At 63.3% G+C, this 19076-nt stretch carries 18 protein-coding genes and 1 other annotated feature; of the genes, 11 read left to right on the top strand and 7 right to left on the bottom strand.

What is annotated here, in order from left to right; all coding sequences use genetic code 11:
* Window positions 1-23: 23 nt before the first annotated feature.
* Window positions 24-929, bottom strand: a complete 906-nt coding sequence (locus DKT70_RS07730) for a LysR family transcriptional regulator (protein ID WP_111558603.1) — start codon at window positions 927-929, stop codon at window positions 24-26.
* Window positions 930-1090: 161 nt separating this feature from the next.
* Here DKT70_RS07730 and DKT70_RS07725 point away from each other — a divergent pair, with 161 nt between their 5' ends.
* The 8 genes from DKT70_RS07725 (at window position 1091) to DKT70_RS07690 (ending at window position 10421) form a co-directional block, all read left to right on the top strand.
* Window positions 1091-4480, top strand: coding sequence for an indolepyruvate ferredoxin oxidoreductase family protein (locus DKT70_RS07725; RefSeq protein ID WP_111558602.1), 3390 nt, complete (start codon window positions 1091-1093; stop codon window positions 4478-4480).
* Between the two features lie 67 nt (window positions 4481-4547).
* A complete protein-coding gene (locus DKT70_RS07720) occupies window positions 4548-5360 on the top strand; it encodes a glutamate racemase (RefSeq protein ID WP_111558601.1) in 813 nt (270 codons plus the stop codon).
* 25 nt (window positions 5361-5385) lie between these two features.
* Window positions 5386-5835: a cytochrome c maturation protein CcmE gene (ccmE, locus tag DKT70_RS07715; RefSeq protein WP_111558616.1), complete on the top strand. Its 450-nt coding sequence runs from the start codon at window positions 5386-5388 to the stop codon at window positions 5833-5835.
* 96 nt (window positions 5836-5931) lie between these two features.
* A complete protein-coding gene (locus DKT70_RS07710) occupies window positions 5932-6543 on the top strand; it encodes a holin-associated N-acetylmuramidase (RefSeq protein WP_111558600.1) in 612 nt (203 codons plus the stop codon).
* Window positions 6534-7052, top strand: a complete 519-nt coding sequence (locus tag DKT70_RS07705) for a holin family protein (RefSeq protein ID WP_111558599.1) — start codon at window positions 6534-6536, stop codon at window positions 7050-7052. Before DKT70_RS07710 ends, DKT70_RS07705 begins: the two co-directional genes overlap by 10 nt.
* Before the next feature lie 101 nt (window positions 7053-7153).
* Window positions 7154-9118, top strand: coding sequence for a heme lyase CcmF/NrfE family subunit (locus DKT70_RS07700; protein WP_111558598.1), 1965 nt, complete (start codon window positions 7154-7156; stop codon window positions 9116-9118).
* Entirely contained in the window at window positions 9115-9585 is a 471-nt protein-coding gene (locus DKT70_RS07695; protein ID WP_111558597.1) for a cytochrome c-type biogenesis protein, read from the top strand. Before DKT70_RS07700 ends, DKT70_RS07695 begins: the two co-directional genes overlap by 4 nt.
* Before the next feature lie 65 nt (window positions 9586-9650).
* Window positions 9651-10421 carry an enoyl-CoA hydratase-related protein gene (locus DKT70_RS07690; RefSeq protein ID WP_111558596.1) on the top strand — a complete coding sequence of 257 codons (771 nt, stop codon included), beginning with the start codon at window positions 9651-9653 and terminating at the stop codon, window positions 10419-10421.
* Here DKT70_RS07690 and DKT70_RS07685 read toward each other — a convergent pair whose 3' ends face one another.
* The 3 genes from DKT70_RS07685 to DKT70_RS07675 form a co-directional block, all read right to left on the bottom strand.
* A complete protein-coding gene (locus DKT70_RS07685; protein ID WP_111558595.1) occupies window positions 10422-11096 on the bottom strand; it encodes an NUDIX domain-containing protein in 675 nt (224 codons plus the stop codon).
* Window positions 11093-11485 carry a DUF983 domain-containing protein gene (locus tag DKT70_RS07680; RefSeq protein WP_111558594.1) on the bottom strand — a complete coding sequence of 131 codons (393 nt, stop codon included), beginning with the start codon at window positions 11483-11485 and terminating at the stop codon, window positions 11093-11095. The genes DKT70_RS07685 and DKT70_RS07680 overlap by 4 nt, the downstream gene beginning before the upstream one ends.
* Window positions 11486-11565: 80 nt before the next feature.
* Entirely contained in the window at window positions 11566-12957 is a 1392-nt protein-coding gene (locus DKT70_RS07675; protein WP_111558593.1) for a diguanylate cyclase, read from the bottom strand.
* Window positions 12958-13069: 112 nt separating this feature from the next.
* Here DKT70_RS07675 and DKT70_RS07670 point away from each other — a divergent pair, with 112 nt between their 5' ends.
* The 3 genes from DKT70_RS07670 to DKT70_RS07660 are packed head-to-tail and all read left to right on the top strand — an operon-like array spanning window position 13070 to window position 14976.
* Window positions 13070-13360, top strand: a complete 291-nt coding sequence (locus DKT70_RS07670; protein WP_111558592.1) for a DUF3572 family protein — start codon at window positions 13070-13072, stop codon at window positions 13358-13360.
* A 57-nt stretch (window positions 13361-13417) separates the two neighbouring features.
* Window positions 13418-13984: a heme NO-binding domain-containing protein gene (locus DKT70_RS07665; protein WP_111558591.1), complete on the top strand. Its 567-nt coding sequence runs from the start codon at window positions 13418-13420 to the stop codon at window positions 13982-13984.
* On the top strand, window positions 13981-14976 hold the full coding sequence (locus DKT70_RS07660) for a GGDEF domain-containing protein (RefSeq protein ID WP_111558590.1): 996 nt from the start codon (window positions 13981-13983) through the stop codon (window positions 14974-14976). Before DKT70_RS07665 ends, DKT70_RS07660 begins: the two co-directional genes overlap by 4 nt.
* A gap of 395 nt (window positions 14977-15371) precedes the next feature.
* On the opposite strand, the gene DKT70_RS07655 is transcribed toward DKT70_RS07660, so the two are convergent.
* The 3 genes from DKT70_RS07655 to trpS form a co-directional block, all read right to left on the bottom strand.
* A complete protein-coding gene (locus DKT70_RS07655; RefSeq protein ID WP_111558615.1) occupies window positions 15372-16229 on the bottom strand; it encodes a universal stress protein in 858 nt (285 codons plus the stop codon).
* A gap of 11 nt (window positions 16230-16240) precedes the next feature.
* The gene (locus tag DKT70_RS07650; RefSeq protein WP_111558589.1) at window positions 16241-17737 is read right to left on the bottom strand and encodes a SulP family inorganic anion transporter; all 1497 of its coding nucleotides are present in this window, start codon (window positions 17735-17737) and stop codon (window positions 16241-16243) included.
* A 69-nt stretch (window positions 17738-17806) separates the two neighbouring features.
* Window positions 17807-17862, bottom strand: a sequence feature (sul1 is cis-regulatory element that is thought to sense ions involved in sulfur or methionine metabolism; They are found in Alphaproteobacteria).
* 126 nt (window positions 17863-17988) lie between these two features.
* The gene (gene trpS / locus DKT70_RS07645; RefSeq protein WP_111558588.1) at window positions 17989-19023 is read right to left on the bottom strand and encodes a tryptophan--tRNA ligase; all 1035 of its coding nucleotides are present in this window, start codon (window positions 19021-19023) and stop codon (window positions 17989-17991) included.
* Window positions 19024-19076 lie beyond the last annotated feature (53 nt).

The following is a 19076-nucleotide window of genomic DNA, read 5'->3' as shown; positions in this document are numbered from 1 at the left end:
GCCTGTTTGGCGGGCGAGTGGCGTTATTCGACGCCAGCCTGGCTCTGATGCCGCCGATAGGCCTGGATTTCCTCCAGCACGAAATCGCGGAAGACGGCGACACGGCGGGTCTGACGCAGTTCTTCGGGATAGGCAAGGAACACGGGAACCTCGCTTGATTCGTGATCGGGGAAGACCCTGACAAGATCGGGGTGGCTGGCGGTCAGGTAGTCGGGCAGAACACCGATGCCCAGATTGGCCAACACCGCCTGCAGGACGCCGAAATAGTTGTTCACCGTCAGCGTCGATCCGACATTCTGCGCCATCAGGTCCTGCACCAGCCGCGCACCGGCGGTTACCTGCGGCACGTCCGGCTTTTGGCAGATCAGGCGGTGATCGGTCAGGTCGGACAGCGATTGAGGCATGCCGCGCGCCTCCAGATAGCCGGGGCTGGCATAGAGGCGCATGCGGATGTTCAGAAGGCGGCGTCGGATCAGGTCGGACTGGCTGGGTTCCTTCATGCGGATGGCTACGTCAGCCTCGCGCATGGGAAGGTCCAGAACCCGTTCCTCCAGCATCAGGTCGATGCGCAGGTCGGGGTATTTTTCATAGAGCTTGACCAGGCGCGGCGCCAGCCACAGCGTGCCGAAGCCCACGGCGGTCGTGACCTTCAATTCGCCGAAGACATTCTCCTCGCTGTCGCGGATGCGGGCCGAGGCGCTGTCCAGCTTGCGCGCCATCGAAGAGGTTGCCTCGAACAGCAGTTCGCCCTGTTCGGTCAGAATCAGCCCGCGGGCGTGGCGGTGAAACAGGGTCGTGCCCAACCCTTCCTCGAGCGCGCGGATCTGGCGGCTGACGGCGGATTGGGACAGGTGAAGCACGTCCCCCGCATGGGTCAGGCTGCCCGCATCCGCGACCGCGTGAAAGATTCTGAGCTTGTCCCAGTCCATCGTTATTACAATCCTGCCATATCAGCCATGCGCTTATTGCAGACCTAACCCGATGGCGGTTTTCCCGCAAGATAAGCTCACGGACAGTTTTTTGTCTTCGTCGGTCAGTAATTCTGACCTATACTGGCTTAAAGGTCATCAGGCATTGGAGGATAGGCAGGATGAGCAAGCAGGAATTTTCGCTAGCGGACCGCCTCGATTTATCTAAGCGTCATGTATTGTTGAACGGAACGCAGGCATTGGTGCGCCTGATGCTGATGCAATCGGCACGCGACAAACTGGCCGGCTTGAACACGGCCGGGTTGGTGACGGGATATCGGGGGTCGCCGTTGGGGGCGGTCGACCTTCAGATGACGCGCGAGGCCAAGCGTCTGGCCGAGGCCAACGTGCTGTTCCAGCCTGGACTGAACGAGGACCTGGCCGCGACGGCAATCTGGGGCAGCCAGCAGGCCGAACTGCGCGGCGAGGGGCGCCATGATGGCGTCTTTGCCCTGTGGTACGGCAAGGGACCGGGCGTGGACCGGACGGGCGATGTGATGAAGCACGCCAACATGGCCGGTTCGTCCAGGCATGGCGGCGTCGTCATGGCCATGGGGGACGACCATACGGGCGAAAGCTCGACGGTGCTGCATCAGTCCGATTGGGCGATGATCGACGCCTATATCCCGGTCCTGTCGCCCGCTGGTGTGCAGGAGATCATGGATTACGGCCTCTACGGTTTTGCGCTGTCGCGCTTTGCAGGCGTCTGGACGGGCCTGAAGACGATGAAGGACACGGTCGAGGCGACGGGAGTGGTCGACGGCGACCCGCACCGCCTGAGCTTCGTGACGCCCGATTTTGCCATGCCCGAGGGTGGATTGAATATAAGGCTTGGCGACACGCCGGTCGCGCAGGAAGCGCGGATGATCGACCACAAGCGTTGGGCCGCCGAGGCGTTTTCGCGCGCCAACCGCATCGATCGCAAGGTTTGGGGCAAGCCCGGCGCCAAGATCGGATTCGTGGCCGCCGGGAAGAATTGGCTGGACCTGGTGCATGCGCTGTCCCTGTTGGGCATCGACGAGGCCGAGGCGGAGCGGTTGGGCCTGACCACCTACAAGGTCGGTCAGACCTGGCCGATGGACATGAAGTCCATCCAGGAATGGTCCGAAGACCTAGAGCTGGTCGTCTGCGTCGAGGAGAAGCGAAAGCTGATCGAAGTGCAGCTGAAGGAGGCTATCTTCGACAACCGCCATGGTCGCCGCGTCCACGGGTGGAAGCATGACCGCACACGCGAGGAACTGTTCCCGACCCGCTACGCGCTGGACCCGGTGATGATCGCCCAGAAGATCGGGGGCATCCTGATCGAGGAAGGCCGCGGCACCGAACACGTCCGCGCCGGTCTGGCCCGTTTGACCGAGGTGCGCCGCAACGACAATGCGCCCGAGATCGCCACGCGCACGCCGTGGTTCTGCTCGGGCTGCCCGCATAACAGCTCGACCAAGGTGCCCGAGGGAAGCCGCGCCTATGCGGGAATCGGATGCCACTATATGGTTCAGTGGATGGGACGCGACACCGAGGGTTTCACCCATATGGGCGGCGAAGGTGCGAACTGGATCGGCGAAGCGCCGTTCAGCACAAGAGGTCATGTTTTTCAAAACCTTGGCGACGGAACCTATAATCATTCCGGGATCCTTGCCATTCGCGCGGCACTGGCTGCGGGCACGAACATTACCTACAAGATCCTCTATAACGATGCGGTCGCGATGACGGGCGGCCAGCCGAACGAGGGCGGTCTGTCAGCACCCCAGATCGCACGTGAGCTGGTCGCGATGGGCGTTGATCCGGTGGTCGTCGTCTATGACGAGAAAGAGGATGTCGATCGCGACCAGTTCCCCAAGGCCTTGCGCTTTGAGGAGCGTGCCCAGATGCCGCAGGTCCAGCGCGAGATCGAGGGCAGCAAGGGGGTCAGCGCGATCCTCTATATCCAGACCTGCGCCGCGGAAAAACGCCGCCGCCGCAAGAAAGGTCAGTTCCCCGACCCGGATCGCCGTGTCTGGATCAATCCCGAAGTCTGCGAAGGTTGTGGCGATTGTTCGGTTCAGTCGAATTGTGTGTCGATCGTGCCCTTGGAAACCGAACTGGGGCGCAAGCGGCAGATCGACCAGTCCAGCTGCAACAAGGATTACAGCTGCGTGCAGGGCTTCTGCCCCAGCTTTGTTTCCGTCCGTGGCGGCACGCTGCGCAAACCCAAAGCCGAGGCATTCGAGCTGCCGGACCTGCCGACACCCGACCTGCCGGCGATCGACGGCACGCATAACATCGTCATCACCGGCGTCGGGGGCACTGGCGTGGTGACCGTGGGCGCCGTTCTGGCGCAGGCCGCGCATATGGACGGCAAGGGCGCCGGGATGATGGAGATGGCGGGCTTGGCCCAGAAGGGTGGCGCAGTTCATATCCACCTGCGCCTGGCGGAAAAGCCGGGCGATATCAGCGCCATCCGTGTCGCCGTCGGCGAGGCTGACTGTGTCATCGGTGGCGATCTGGTCGTGACGGCCGGCGCCAAAACCATCGGGCTGATGACCCAGGGCCGGACCGGTGCCGTGGTCAACGATCACGAGATCATCACCGGCGATTTCACCCGCTTCCGGGATTTCCAGGTGCCTTCGGACCGGCTGAAAGTGTCGTTGCAGGCGCGGCTGCAGGATCGGGTCGCCTTCTTTGACGCCAATGATCTGGCACTGCGGATGCTGGGGGACTCGATCTATTCCAACATGCTGGTGCTGGGGGCGTGCTGGCAGCGCGGCTTGATCCCGCTGCAGCTGGACACGATCATGCAGGCGATCCGGCTGAACGGCGCGAAGGTCGATGAAAACCAGCGTGCTTTCCAGATCGGGCGTTGGGCCATGGCCTTTCCCGAACAGACCCGCAAGCCGGCGACCGTCACGGCCTTGCCGACCGATCCCGTGGCCCTGCGCGCAGAGCGGCTGGTCGGGTACCAGGGCAAGCGGCTGGCCAAGCGGTTCGTCAAGCTGGTTCAGGCAGCGCCCGCGCCGATGCGCGAAGTCGTCGCGGAAAGCTACTACAAGCTTTTGGCTTACAAGGACGAATATGAGGTCGCGCGGCTTCACCTGACGACCGCCGAGCAGGTGGCGCAGAAATGGGATGGCGATGTCAGGCTGTCGCTGCATCTGGCGCCGCCGATGTTGACCGGAAAGGATGCCAACGGCCGCCCCAAGAAGCGAGAGTTCGGTCCTTGGGTGCTGAAGGCATTCAAGGTGTTGGCCGCAATGAAGGGATTGCGCGGCACGCCGCTGGACCCATTCGGATATTCCGCGGAACGGCGGCGGGAACGCGCGATGATCCGCGAATATGAGCGTGACATGACCGAAATCTTTGCTGCCGCGAACGATGCCACCATGCCGATCGCCGTCGAACTGGCACAACTGCCGATGTCGGTGCGGGGTTACGGTCCGGTCAAGGACAAGGCTGCCGATCTGGCAGCCGCCCGACGTGCCGAACTGTTCCGGCAATTCCGCGACGGGCATGCACCGATCCGTGAAGCGGCCGAGTGAACGGGACCGTTTGCAAAAGCGACGTGTCGCCCTATGAAGGGCGACACGCGATACGAGGGAGCGGGCAATGGCAGTCGGGGTTTTCGATTCAGGGCTTGGCGGGCTGACGGTTCATCAGGCGATTGCGGCGCGTCTGCCGGACCTGCCGCTGGTCTATCTGGGCGATAACGCGCATGCGCCCTATGGGGTGCGGACCTCGGACGACATCTTTGACCTGACCTGCGCCGGGGTTGAACGGCTGTGGGATGAAGGGTGCGATCTGGTCATTCTGGCCTGCAACACGGCCAGCGCCGCCGCCCTGCGACGGATGCAGGAAACCTGGCTGCCCAAGGATAAGCGGGTGCTGGGTGTGTTCGTCCCGATGATCGAGGCCCTGACGGAACGTGGGTGGGGCGACAATTCGCCGCCCCGTCGTGTGGCAGTCAACAACGTGGCGTTGTTCGCAACCCCCGCCACCGTGGCCAGCCGGGCGTTTCAGCGCGAACTGGCCTTTCGTGCGGTTGGGGTCGATGTCGAGGCGCAGCCTTGCGGTGGTGTGGTCGATGCCATTGAAATGGGTGATGAAATTCTAGCCGAAGCGCTGGTTCACAGCCATGTCGAGGCCTTATTGCGCCGCATGCCATCGCCCGAGGCCGCCATTCTGGGCTGCACGCATTACCCCTTGATGGAGGGGGCTTTCCAAGCCGCGCTTGGCCCGGGGGTCAAGGTTTACAGCCAGGCAGGGCTGGTGGCGGAAAGCCTTGCGGATTATCTGCAGCGCAGGCCGGAATTCATTGGGGCCGGGCAGGTGTCGAAATACATGACCACGGGCGATCCGGTGCGTGTTTCCGGCAAGGCAACGCAATTCCTGCGCCGCTCGATCCGGTTCGAGGCGGCCTGAAGGGGGATCAAGAACGATGGCGGGCATGAAGTCGCTGAAGAAGCAAAGGCGCATCCAGGTGGTTGCGGCCGCAGCCGTCGCAATGGTGATTGCGGTGGCGCTGATCGGCTATGGCTTCAACGACGGGATCAACCTCTATCGCTCACCCACGCAGGTCAGTGAAGTCGCGCCCGAACCCGAGGAATTCTTTCAGCTGGGTGGTCTGGTCAAGGAAGGGTCGATGACCATGGGCGAAGGCGTGGCCTTCGATTTTGTCATCACCGACGGCGTGGCCGAGATCCCGGTCAGCTATGTCGGCAATGATCCCAAGCCCGACCTGTTCAGCGAAGGACAGGGCACCATCGCCAAGGGCTGGTATCGCGAAGGCCGTTTCGAGGCCCGCGAGCTGCTGGCCAAACACGACGAGACCTATATGCCGAAAGAGGTCGTCGATACGCTGAAGGCATCGGGCGTCTATCAGGAACCGGACAGCTGATGGCGCAACGCGCGCAGGGTTAAGAGAAGATTAACCGCCAAGGCGCAGCCTCCCCAAGCTGGGCAGCACAGGTATGCTGCCGGATACGGGGGTGCCATGCAAAGCGTCGAACAGATTGCGCAACAGATCGTCATGCGGGAAGGGGGCTATGTCAATGACCCCGACGATCCCGGCGGGGCGACGAATTTCGGTGTCACGATTGGGACGATGAAGGCCTTGGGTCTGGATCTGAACAAGGATGGACGCGTCGACGCGGGCGACGTGCGTGCGTTGACCCGCGCCCAAGCCCAGCAGATCTTTGTCGAGCATTATTTCCGTAAGCCGCGCCTGGCCGAATTGCCCGAACCCGTGCAGGCCAGTGTCTTCGACATGTATGTCAATGCGGGCACGAATGCGGTCAAGATCCTGCAACGACTGGTGACGCGGATGGGGTTTGCGACCGCAGCCGATGGTTCGGTGGGACCGAACACGATTGCCGCGGCACAAAAGGCGGCGGCCGCCGCGCCGCTGCATCTGGCGGATGCCTATGGGATCGAGCGGCGCAATTATTACTACAACCTGGCGGATCAGCGCCCCTCCAGCCGGAAATATGCTCGCAGCAAGGATGGCGGCAAGGGCGGGTGGATCACCCGAGCCGAGGAGTTCATTGCCCCCAAATATCATCTGTCCCAAGCTGAACATCGCACGAGGACCGTCAAATGGGCATGATTGATCGCCTGATCGGCGTCGCGCCGACCGTCACTGCGCTTGGCAGTGCCGCGACCGGCATGGCCGAGGTCTTTACCCAGAATGCCACCCGACGGATGGAGCTGGACGAAGAGGCCTATGCCCGGGCAATCTCCCAGTACGGCCAGGAATTCACCTTGGCGCCGACGGGATGGTTTGATAGCTTTGTCAATGGTTTGAACCGGGTTCCTCGACCGCTTCTGGCATTGGGGACATTGGGGCTGTTCATCTATTCCATGGTCGATCCTGACGGTTTCGGCCTGCGGATGCAGGGCCTGCAGCTGGTTCCGGAACCCTTGTGGTGGCTGCTTGGAGCCATCGTCGGTTTCTATTTCGGCGCGCGGGAGGCGCATCATTTTCGCGACCGCGTCTGGCGTCCCAAACCCGTCGAGAAGGTCGTCACCTCAGTCGAGCAAGTGGTCGCGGTTCCGTCAGAAGATTTTGCCGACAATGCGGCGCTGAGGGATTGGGTGGCGTCGCTGCGCGATTAGGACGCAGGGACGACACGCAAAACTGACCTTGCGGGACGAAGGGGGGACTTTTCCCTTCTTCGTCCCGCCCCTATGCTGCGGGCAACAAAGGATGCCCCCTCATGATCGCAGAACTTGGCCATTTCGCACTGATCCTGGCCTTCATGGTCTCGCTTTACCAGATGACGGTGCCCATGGTGGGGGCTGCGAAAGGCTGGCATGGCTGGATGGACAGCGCCCGTCCCGCGGCGTTGGTGCAGCTGATCCTGATGCTGATCAGTTTCGGCGCTCTGACGATCGCCTTCGTGACGTCGGATTTTTCTGTGCAGCTGGTCTATGAAAATTCGCATACGTCCAAGCCGCTTTTGTACAAGATCAGTGGTGTCTGGGGGAACCATGAAGGATCGATGCTGCTGTGGGTGACGATCTTGGCGCTGTTCGGCGCCGCGGCGGCGCTTTTCGGGGGAAACCTGCCGCCCAGCCTGAAGGCGCGGGTTTTGGGCGTGCAGGCGGCCATCGGTGCTGCCTTTTACGCCTTCATCATCTTCACCTCCAACCCGTTCTGGCGCTTGGGGAATCCGCCTTTCAACGGGCAGGACCTGAACCCGCTGCTGCAGGATCCGGGCCTGGCATTCCATCCACCTTTTCTTTACCTGGGCTATGTCGGCCTTTCGATGGCGTTCAGCTTTGCCGTTGCTGCCCTGATCGAAGGGCGCGTGGATGCGGCATGGGCGCGTTGGGTCCGCCCCTGGACCTTGGCGGCATGGGTGTTTTTGACCATCGGCATCGCCCTGGGGTCCTGGTGGGCTTACTACGAACTTGGCTGGGGCGGCTTCTGGTTCTGGGACCCGGTCGAGAATGCCAGCTTCATGCCCTGGCTGCTGGCCGCGGCGCTGGTCCATTCCGCCATCGTCGTCGAAAAGCGCGAGGCGCTGAAAAGCTGGACAATTCTTCTGGCAATCATGGCCTTTGGTTTTTCGCTGATCGGGACGTTCATCGTGCGCTCGGGTGTCATCACCTCGGTCCACAGCTTTGCCAACGACCCCGAGCGGGGTGTATTCATTCTGGCGATCCTTGCGTTTTTCGTGGGCGGCGCCCTGACGCTTTATGCGGCACGTGCCACGACCATGATGGCCAAGGGGGTTTTCGCGCCCGTGTCGCGCGAAGGCGCCTTGGTCCTGAACAACGTGTTGCTGGCCGTGTCGGCCTTCGTGGTCTTTGTCGGCACCATCTGGCCGCTGGTAGCGGAAATGGTCTGGGGCCGGGTTCTGTCCGTCGGGCCGCCATTCTTTGATCAGGCGTTCACGCCCTTCATGATCGTGCTGGCCATCGTGCTGCCCATCGGGTCGATCATCCCTTGGAAACGCGCGACCTTGGGTCGGTCGCTGAGGCCCTTGCGCGCCGCCTTGATCCTCAGTGCAGCGGTGATGATGCTGGTCTTTGCAGTATCGACGGGTCATTCCGCCCTGGCGGTGATCGGTGCCGGTCTCGGCTCATGGCTGATCTTTGGAGCCTTGGCCGAGCTGTGGTCGCGGACCGGCAAGTCGGGCCCGTCGCGCCTGCTGCGCCTGCCGCGCGCCGATTGGGGCAAGGCGATTGCCCATGCTGGCCTTGGCGTGACCTTCATCGCCGTCGCCCTGATCCAGGCCTGGCAGGTCGAGGATGTCCGCGTGGCCCAGATTGGTGAACCCTTCGATGTCGGCAGCTATCAGTTGGTCCTGAGATCGGTCGAACGCCATGACGGTCCGAACTTCTACGCGCAGAAGGCCACGATCGAAGCCAGCCGCAACGGACGCGTGGTGGCCGTGCTGCAGCCTGAAAAGCGGGTCTATCCTGTTCAGAACATGCCCACGACCGAGGCAGCCATCGACTACGGCTTCCTGCGCGACCTTTACGTGGTGATCGGGGATGAGCAGCCGGATGGCGGTTGGGCTGTCCGCAGCTATATCAAGCCTTTCGCCAACTGGATCTGGGGCGGTGCGCTGCTGATGGCCCTGGGGGGCCTGATCAGCCTGACGGACCGCCGCTATCGCGTGGCCGCAGGCAGCACCAAGAGCCATGTCGCCAAGCCGGTGCCCGCGGAATGAAGGGCGCGATCCGGATGATGGTCGTGCTGGCGACTTTGGCGACACCGGTCCTGGCCGTCCAGCCGGACGAGATCCTGTCCGACCCATCTTTGGAAGCCCGCGCCCGCGAGCTGTCGCAAAAGCTGCGCTGCCCGGTTTGCCAGGGCGAGAATATCGACGATTCGAACGCGGCCATCAGCCGGGACCTGCGTCTTTACGTCCGAGAGCGTTTGGTCGCGGGTGATACCGACGATCAGGTGATGGACAATGTCGTCGAACGTTTCGGAGAATTCGTCCTGTTCGAGCCGCGCGCGACTGGCGGCAATCTGATCCTGTGGTTGGCAGGCCCCGTCATGGCGTTGCTGGGCCTTTTTCTGGGCCTGCGCTTCCTGCGGACCCGCAACATTGCCGGTCCCGACGTTCCCGAACTGTCCGAAGACGAACAGCGCAGGCTGGCCCGGATCATGGAACCCGACAGGGGCGACTGACGCGGGGTCGCGCTTTCCCTGCCGCGCCAATGCTGCATGATCGCCCCAACCAGGAGGAGGGGCACATGAGTTTCCAGACCATCGAATTGGACATCCGGAATGGCGTTGCGTGGCTGACGCTGAATAGGCCTGCGGTGATGAATGCCCTGAATACGCAGATGCGCAAGGACATCACGCAGGCTCTGAGCACTCTGGACCCTGCGGTCCGTTGCGTCGTCCTGACAGGGGCAGGGCGCGGGTTCTGTTCGGGTCAGGATCTGACCGATCGGTCGGCGGCCGCAAACCTGGAAGCGACCCTGCGCGATGAATACGAGCCGATGCTGCGGGCCATCACCGATTGTCCGGTGCCGGTGATCGCAGCGGTGAACGGAACGGCGGCGGGAGCTGGGGCAAATCTTGCGCTGGCGGCGGATGTGGTGATCGCGACGCAAAGCGCCAGTTTCATCCAGGCCTTCACGCGAATCGGCCTGATCCCCGATGCAGGCGGCACATGGATCATTCCGCGCAGTGTCGGTTCCGCCCGCGCGATGGGCATGATGCTGTTCGCGGAGCCGGTGACCGCCGACCAGGCGCAGGAATGGGGCATGATCTGGCAATCCGTTCCCGATGACCGGTTCAGGGACGTCGTGTCGGCGCGCGCGCAGGCCTTGGCCGATGGGCCGACGGGGGCATATCTGTCCATTCGGCGGGCGGTGGCCGCATCGTCGGGCAACGATCTGGACGCGCAACTGGCGCTGGAGGCAACCTTGCAAGGCGAGGCGGGCCGCAGCGCCGATTTCGTCGAAGGCGTGACCGCCTTTCTGGAAAAGCGCCGCCCCGCGTTCACGGGCCGCTGATCAGAGGATCTGTCTGAAGGTCGGCGTTGTTGTGCGGTTGTCGAAGAAGGGCACCGTCGCAGGGCAAGGCAGTGGGCTGTCATGGGGCAGCCCCTCGATCAGCTGGGACAGTTCGGCCAGCACCACCTCGGTGATGAAGGGCAGGTCAAGGTCGCGTGCCTCGGAGAGCGCGACCCAATGCAGATTGGACAGTTCATCGCAGGCGCGGCTGAAATCGTCGGGATCGCCACTGAGGCTGGCCGCATCCGCAATGAAGAAATGCGCGTCGAACCGGCGCGGGCGTCCGGCCGGCGTGATCGCCCGGAACAAATATCGCAGGGCCGAGGCATCGGGCATCAGCCCGGCTTCGGCATATCCCGCGATGTCGCAAGGTCCCGGTTGCCCGATCAACAGGCCGGTCTCCTCTGCCAGTTCGCGCAAGGCCGCGGCGGCGATTGTCGTGGGGGCGACGCTTCCCTGCGGATCTTGCAGTCGGCGCTGGCATTCCGTGCGCAGATCGGCGGCCAGCGTGATCTGCGTGTCATCTGGGTCGACAGCCCCGCCCGGAAAGACGAATTTCGACGGCATGAAAACTGCCTTGGCGCCGCGCATCCCCATCAGCACGCGGTTGCCCTCAGGCCCTCGGCGCAGGATGATGACCGTGGCCGCGTCCCGGATCGGGGGCGGGGTCGTCATGCGGAAAAGCCATGCATCCGGCGTGCCCACTGAAAGCCCACCATGGCGCCCTTGATCACCGGCAGCAGCAGCAGCGACATGACGATCGCGCCAAGGCTGAAGGACAAAAGCAGGGTCATTGCACTGGGGCGATAGGCCACGAAGATCGCCAGAAGCAGCGGCGCCCCCAGATGCGAGACCAGCAGGATCGTCAGATAGGCCGGGCCGTCATCGGCCTGCTGGTGGTGCAGCGCCTCGTTGCAGGCGGGGCAGTGGTCGTTCACCTTCAGATAGCTTTTGTACAGCTTTCCCTCGCCGCATGCGGGGCAGCGGCACATGGCACCCCGCAACATGGCGGATTTCGTCGAACGGTCCATCGCGTCGGACGCGAGGCTTTCGGATTGGGACATGCCGATGCTCCTGCTTGGGTCCGGACCGTCTGCCCGGTGTCGCCAATCTAGGCATTCGGGGCCGGCTTTGAAAGTGCCCGTCAAGCGGCCTGATCGGGACGCGAGCATATGACGCGATTGCGCCCGGAGCCCTTCGCGACCAGCAAGGCCTGATCGGCACGTTCCAGCGTCATGCGGGCGACCTGGTCTGGCCAGCCGTCGCACTGCATCGGCGCCACCGTCGCCACTCCGATCGAGGCCGTGACCGCGATCTGGCCGCCACCGGTGATCTGGGGCAGGGTGACGGGACGTCGGGCGATGGCCTTGCGCAGGCGTTCGGCCACGATCAGCGCATGGTCCTGCGAACAATCGGGAATGACGCCCAGGAACTCCTCTCCGCCCATGCGCGCGGCCAGGCCCGAAGGACCCAGGGCGGCACGGAACCTTACTGCGATTTCAGTCAGGACGGCGTCGCCGGCGCTGTGGCCGTACCCGTCATTGACCTGTTTGAAATGATCCAGGTCCATGACGAAGACCGCAAAGCCCTGGTGGCCCAGAAGGGCATCGCGGGTGATCGCCGACAGTTTCGGGATGGCATAACGGCGGTTGTAAAGTCCCGTCAGCGGATCGGTCATGGCCCAGACCATATTGCGCTGCGCCTCGGCCCGGCGTTCGTCGCCGCGCGTCTTGCGCGACAACAGCATCTGCAGGGACATGGCGGCGGCGCCCGCCGCCTCGGGGCCGCCCAGATCGTGGGGGACGACGTCGCTGGCGCCCAGGTCCAGCGCGAAAGCGGCCAGTTCCTCGCAATCGGGGCCGATGGCAATGACGAAACCCGCGTCGCGCGATCCCTGTCGCGACCGCAGTTCCGACAGCAGGCGCAATCCGTCACCCTGTGTCCGCAGATCGACCGAGATCAGATAGACGTCGGCATTGCGTCCCGCGGTGGCTGCCGCCAAGGCTTCGTCCGGGTCCATGATGTCAAAGCGGCAGGACATGCGTTCGGCCAGCAGTTGGCGCCAGCGTTGGGCGCGCGCCGGGGCATCGGCGATCAGGACGATCTGGGGCTTCTTGGCATGCATGAAGGCCGCCACAGGTTCCGCCATGCCCAGCTCGGGGCTGTGGGTGGGTTCGACATCGCGCAGGATGCCCCGGACCCGGGCCATCAGCATCTGATCCTCGACCTGCGGGGAAAGGGTCGCAATCGCACCGGCCTGCAGGGCTGCCAGGCGCTGCGGCCCCTGGACCAGCATCATCACGGGGATGTCGTCTGTGCGTGGATCGCGTGTCAGCGCGCGGCATGTCTCGATCAGCGATTCATCGCCCGGTTCCCCCCCCAGGATGATCAGTCCCGGCCGCGACCGTTCGACGGCCATGAAAATTTCGGCGATGCTGCTGACAGCCTCGACCTCATAGCAGACCGACGCAAGCCGGACCTTCAATGTGATGCGGGCGGTTGCCACGGCATCTGCGACAAGGATACGAGCCGTCATCTACCCATCCAGCGAGTCTCGACATCAGAGCTTCAATTTCGTCTCAAATGTTTAACAAATTGTTTCCGCCTGGGTGGCTGGCGGATATTTTCGACCAAAGGACAGCATCCACATGGCATATACCCCCGAACAGGCCCGCGAACTGGCGACCGAAATCCTGCTGGCGCTAGCCGAGCGTCCTGATGATCTGGCCCATTTCATGGGGGCAAGCGGGCTGGAGGCCGATGACCTGCGTCAGCTGTCGCAGCGTCCTGACATCGCCGTTTTCCTGCTGGATTTCGTCGTCGAGAGCGATGAACGCATCCACGAATTTGCCGACGCCCTTCGGCTGCGACCGCAGGACGTGATGGCGGCGCGCACGGCATTGGCCGGGCCTGGCAGCTATGGATGGGACATGGACTGATCCGTTTGCGATTTATTCACCCCCTCTTGCTAGCGTCGATGCGAATCGAGGTGTGGCATGAATTCATTGATAAACCGCGGGATCGAGGAATTCCTCAGAACGACCTATGGCGATGATCTGGTCAAGGCGGTCGCGGAAGAAGCTTATGTAGCCCAGGCTTCCGTGGCGCCGTTAGGGGCGGGGTTTGGTGCCGATGCCCTGCAGCGCGCCGCGTTTCGGATGTCCAAGCCACATAGCGAGATGCTGGAGGATATGGGCGCCTGGATGACCCGCATCGAGGCGGTGCGGCGACTGCTTCGATTTTCGGGCCGCGATTTCAAGGATTTCCTGTTGCGCCTGGAAGAATTGCCGGGCCGCGCGCATCTGGTGCTGCCCAGCCTGCGGGTTCCGCGCCTGCAGGTCGATGCGAATGATCAGGCGTTCTGGGTCCTGATGCTGGATCACGACAGGACATGGCAGTTTCTTCTGGTTGGGGTGATCCGGGGAATGGCGGATGATTACGGGGCGCTTTGCCTGATTTCAGTCGAAGATCAGGCAATCCGGATCGAGGTTTGGGACGAGAAATTTGCCGAAGGGCGCCTGTTCTCGATCCAGCACGGCACAGCAGAACAGGGGCGGGCATGAGAAACCCGGTCGTAAACTTGCCGGTCAAGGCGTTGGCCCAACTGATGCCGATGCATATGATCGTGAATGATCGCGGGGCGGTGCTCTCGGTTGGGCCGACATTGCTAAAGCTGGTACCGGGCCTTGGGTCGGGCTTGCACGGCTGCCTTGTCAGTGGCCGGGCCGGACAGGGGGCCGAGGCGATCGACGCCATCCGCAACGCGGTCGACCGCGGTCTGCGTCTGTTCCTGCGCGTGCAGCATATCGCCGATCTGGTGCTGCGGGGTCATGGCGTGCGTCTGTCGGACGGGACCATGCTGGTCAATCTGGGCTTCGGTATCGGTCTGACCCGCGCCATTCGCAAAGCCCATCTGACCGATGCCGATTTTGCACCAAGCGACCTGGCGATGGAACTGCTGTTTCTGCAGGAAGCCAATCGCGGCGTCCTGAACGAGCTGTCGCGCTTCAATCATCAGCTGGCTGCCGCCCGCGAAGTGGCGTTGCTGCAGGCGCAGACCGACCCCCTGACCGGTTTGGGCAACCGCCGTGCGCTGGAAGGCGCGCTGGCCATCGCCGTGCGCCGCAGCGGCGACGAACGTCAGGACAGGCCCACGCCATTCGCCTTGCTGCACATGGATCTGGACCATTTCAAGCAGGTCAACGATCGCCTTGGCCACAAGGCGGGTGATGACCTGTTGCGCGACGTGGGCAAGGTCCTGCACGGCCTCGTCCGCAAGGAGGACATGGCGGCGCGCATCGGGGGCGATGAATTCGTGCTGATTCTGCGTGGCATGGTCTGCCCGGCGGCCATCGCGCAGGTGGCCGAACGCCTGATCGGCAGCATCCGTGACCTGTCGCCTCCTCAGCTGACCGACCTGCATGTTTCGGCCAGTATCGGCGTCGTGATCTGGCATCACGACCGCTTTGAAACACCCGAAACATTGCTGGATATGGCAGATGCGGCGCTTTATGCATCCAAGCGGAAAGGTCGGGGTTGCGCGACGATCGCCTAGGCGGATGGCGCGGCCGCCTGTTTCCAACCCGCCCTGAACAGGTCTGCGAAGCCGTTCGAGGCCACGGCTCAGATGACCTGTCTGCAGCCAGTCCCTTGAGCCCTACAGTATGCAAGGGAAGCAGCAGTCTGATGGTTAGCGCGGGCGGCTGATCCAGGTTTCTGCCGCGGGCAATCTTGGTGACAGGTACGACCCTTGGTTGGGCTGACTGGCGGTTGGGTTGCCGATATTCGGGCGCTGCGCCATCGATATTTCGGCACCAGTTATGTCTTCATCCGTTTACAGCCTGCGCGGCAGATCGCCTGAACGCAAACTGCGGCTTGCCGTTCGCAGACGAAAAAAAGCCGCGCCCGATCAGGGGCGCAGCATAAGGGTAGCTGCTGAGAATCAGGTTTTCAGCGGAAAAGAAGCACGGGCAGCTTGCAGGCAATCAGCATCTGCGTCGTTGTCGACCCGATGATCATGCTGCGGATGCGACTGTGGCCATAGGCGCCCATGACCAGCAGATCATGCCCCTCGGTCTCGATCCGTTCCGCCAGGGCGGTTTCGGCAGACCCTGCCAGAACGCAGGCATCGGCGCTCAGGCCCGCGGCCCTGAGGCGCAGCAAACCTTCGTCCAGCGTATCGCGGGCGTTGTTGCCGCTGTTGCCAGCCATCGCCAGTTCGATCTGCAGATCCTTGAAGACGGGGCTGGTGGCGATGTGCTGCACCGCCTTCAGGGCCGAATTGCCGCCGTCGAATGCCACCAGCACCTTTCGGATCGGCTTGAATGACCGGGACGCGACCAGCACCGGCTTACGCGCGGCACGCACGATCCGTTCCAGGTTCGACCCCAGATGGCTCTCGGCGAAATCCGCAGCTGCGCCGCGCTTGCCGATGACGATCAGGCGGGTGTCGGGGGCATCGTGGCCGACGGCCCGGTCAATCAGGTCGCCCTGTTCCAGTCGGGTCGTAACGGCAGTTGCGCCGGCGCCTTCGGTCAGCTGCCGCGCATCCTCCAGCAAGGCGCGTCCGGCCTCGTTGGCGATGCGGGCGCGTTGGGCGTCCAGGGTCGCCAGTTCCTCCAGCAGTGCGGTCCGGGCACCCAGTCGGATCGCACCGGACAGATCCTGCGGGCCGGCCGCTTCGCGGCGCCCCATCACGTGCAACAGCTGGACCGGCGCGCCGGTCAGATGCGATACCCAGGCCGCATGTTCGCAGACCGAAGTTGCATAGCCCGAGTCGTCGACCAGCGCGATGATATTGTCGGTCATGATCATCCCCCTCAATGCGCCATCAGTTTATCGATTGCGCCGGGCTTGTCATGCACGGCGAGCTTGTCGACGATAGTTTCGGATGCCTTGTTCATGCCGATCAGCTGCACCTCGGCCCCGTCGCGCCGGAATTTCAGGATGGCCATGTCCAGCGCCTGCACCGAACTGATGTCCCAGATATGGGCGCCGCTGACATCGATGATCACGCGGTCCAGCGCCTCGGAGAAGTCAAAGGCCGCCATGAAATCCTCGACCGAGCCGTAAAACAGCTGACCCTCGACAATATAGCGGCGTTCGCGCCCATCCTCGGACAGGGTCGAGCGGACGCGGAACAGCTGGGCGATCTTGGCGGCAAAGAAGATGCCGGACAACAGCACGCCCACCAGCACGCCGATCGCCAGGTTGTGGGTCCAGACAACCACGGCCACCGTCGCCAGCATCACGATGGAGGATGACCGCGGGTGCGAGCGAAGGTTGGCAATGGACGACCAGCTGAAGGTGCCGATCGACACCATGATCATGATCGCGACCAGGGCAGGCATCGGGATCTGGCTGACCAGATCGCCCAAGCCCACCACCAGGATCAGCAGGAAGACCCCCGCCACGAAAGAGGACAGGCGCCCGCGGCCGCCGGATTTGACGTTGATCATCGACTGCCCGATCATCGCGCAGCCCGCCATGCCGCCGATGAAGCCCGTGGCCGTGTTGGCCAGGCCCTGGCCGATGCATTCCTGGTTGCGGTTCGACCGGGTGTCGGTCAGTTCGTCCACCAGGTTCTGCGTCATCAGGCTTTCCAGCAGACCCACGATGGCCACCGCGACCGAATAGGGCAGGATGATCCGTAGCGTTTCCAGGTTCAGCGGCACATCGGGCAGCAGGAAGATCGGCAGTGTATCGGGCAGCGCGCCCATGTCGCCCACGGTCCGCACGTCCCAGCCCAGCAGCATCGCAAGCGCCGTCAGCACCACGATGGTCACCAGCGGCGAGGGGATCGCCTTGGTCAGATAGGGGAACAGATAGATGATCGCCAACGAAGCCGCGACCAGCAGATAGGTGAACCAGGTGACGCCAGGCGTCGCGAAGTTCAATTCCGGCAGCTGCGCCATGAAGATCAGGATCGCCAGCGCGTTCACAAAGCCGGTCATTACCGATTTTGACACGAAGCGCATCACGAAGCCCAGCCTCAGCATCCCGCAGGCGATCTGGATCAGGCCGGCCAGCACCGTCGCCGCCAGCAGGTATTGCAGCCCGTGATCGGCCACCAACGTGACCATCAGAACCGCCGTTGCCGCAGTCGCGGCGGAAATCATCCCCGGCCTGCCGCCGGTGATCGCGGTGATCACCGCGATGGAAAAGCTGGCATAAAGCCCCACCTTGGGGTCCACACCCGCAATGATGGAAAAGGCGATGGCCTCGGGGATCAGGGCAAGCGCGACGACCAGCCCCGAAAGGATATCGGGGCGGATATTGCCAAACCATTCCTGTTTGTAGCGTTCGATTGAAAACATGGATCATCCGTTCCTGACCGTTGCGGCGCCATTCGCGCCGGGGTCCGTCGTGCAAGTCTGCAAGGTTCGATTTGTCCGGCGGATCGGCGGCCGGAAGAGCCACCCGGATTCTCACCGGGTCCAGTCGTTTGACTGGCTGATAGCCGTAACCTGTGCGTGATCGCAACCCTCCGGGCAAAAATCCCGCCTGAAACGGACGAAACCGCCACTCCTTGCGGAATGGCGGTCACGTTTCGGGCAATGGGCAGGTTTCAGCGGCGGGTGCGCAGCAGGCCCATGATTTCCTTGGTGCGGTCCAGGATCGGGCGGGCGATGGCGTCGGCACGCTCGGCGCCATCCGCCAGAACCGCATCGATCTGGGCCGGGTCGGCCATGTATTCCGACATCTTGCGGGTGATGGGGGCCATCGCCTCGACCGCGACTTCGGCCAAGGCGGGCTTGAAGGCGCCAAAGCCCTGACCCTCGAACCGCCCCAGCACTTGGTCGGGGGTTTCATCGGCAAGGGCGGCATAGATGTTGACCAGGTTGCGCGCCTCGGGGCGGTCCTTCAGGCCGTCCATCTGGCCGGGCAGGGGATCGGCGTCGGTCCGCGCCTTGCGGATCTTCTGGGCGATGGTGTCGGCATCGTCGGTCAGGTTGATGCGGCTGGCATCGGACGGATCCGATTTCGACATCTTCTTGGACCCGTCGCGCAGGGACATGACGCGGGTGGCCACGCCCTCGATCAGAGGTTCGGTGATGGGGAAATGATTGACGCCGTAATCGTGGTTGAACTTGGCCGCGATATCGCGGGTCAGTTCCAGATGCTGCTTCTGATCCTCGCCCACGGGAACGGCGGTCGCCTGATAGGTCAGGATGTCGGCGGCCATCAGCGCCGGATAGGCCAGCAGGCCCAGGCTGGCATTTTCGCTGTTCTTGCCGGCCTTGTCCTTGAACTGGGTCATCCGGTACATCCAGCCGACGCGGGCCACCGTGTTGAACAGCCACGCCATTTCCGCATGGGCGCTGACTTGGCTCTGGTTGAACAGGATCGATTGCGCGGGGTCCACCCCCGAGGCCATGAAGGCCGCCGCCGCCTCGCGCGTGCGCGACAACAGCACCTGGGGGTCCTGCCAGACGGTGATCGCATGCAGGTCGACTACGCAATAGACGGTTTCGGCCTGATCGCCCTGCAGGGCCGCGAAACGCTTCAGCGCGCCCAGGTAGTTGCCAAGCGTCAACCCGCCCGAGGGCTGGATCCCCGAAAAGATGCGCGGGCGGAAGGTGCTGTTGGTGGGTTCTGACATGACCGGCCTGCCTTGGAATTTCCTGGCCGCTGGCTTAGCGGTTGGGGGAAACT

Source organism: Paracoccus sediminilitoris (assembly GCF_003259195.1).
Classification (GTDB): domain Bacteria; phylum Pseudomonadota; class Alphaproteobacteria; order Rhodobacterales; family Rhodobacteraceae; genus Paracoccus; species Paracoccus sediminilitoris.
Note: the sequence above shows the minus strand (reverse complement) of the source record. Positions and strands in the feature narration are given on the sequence as shown.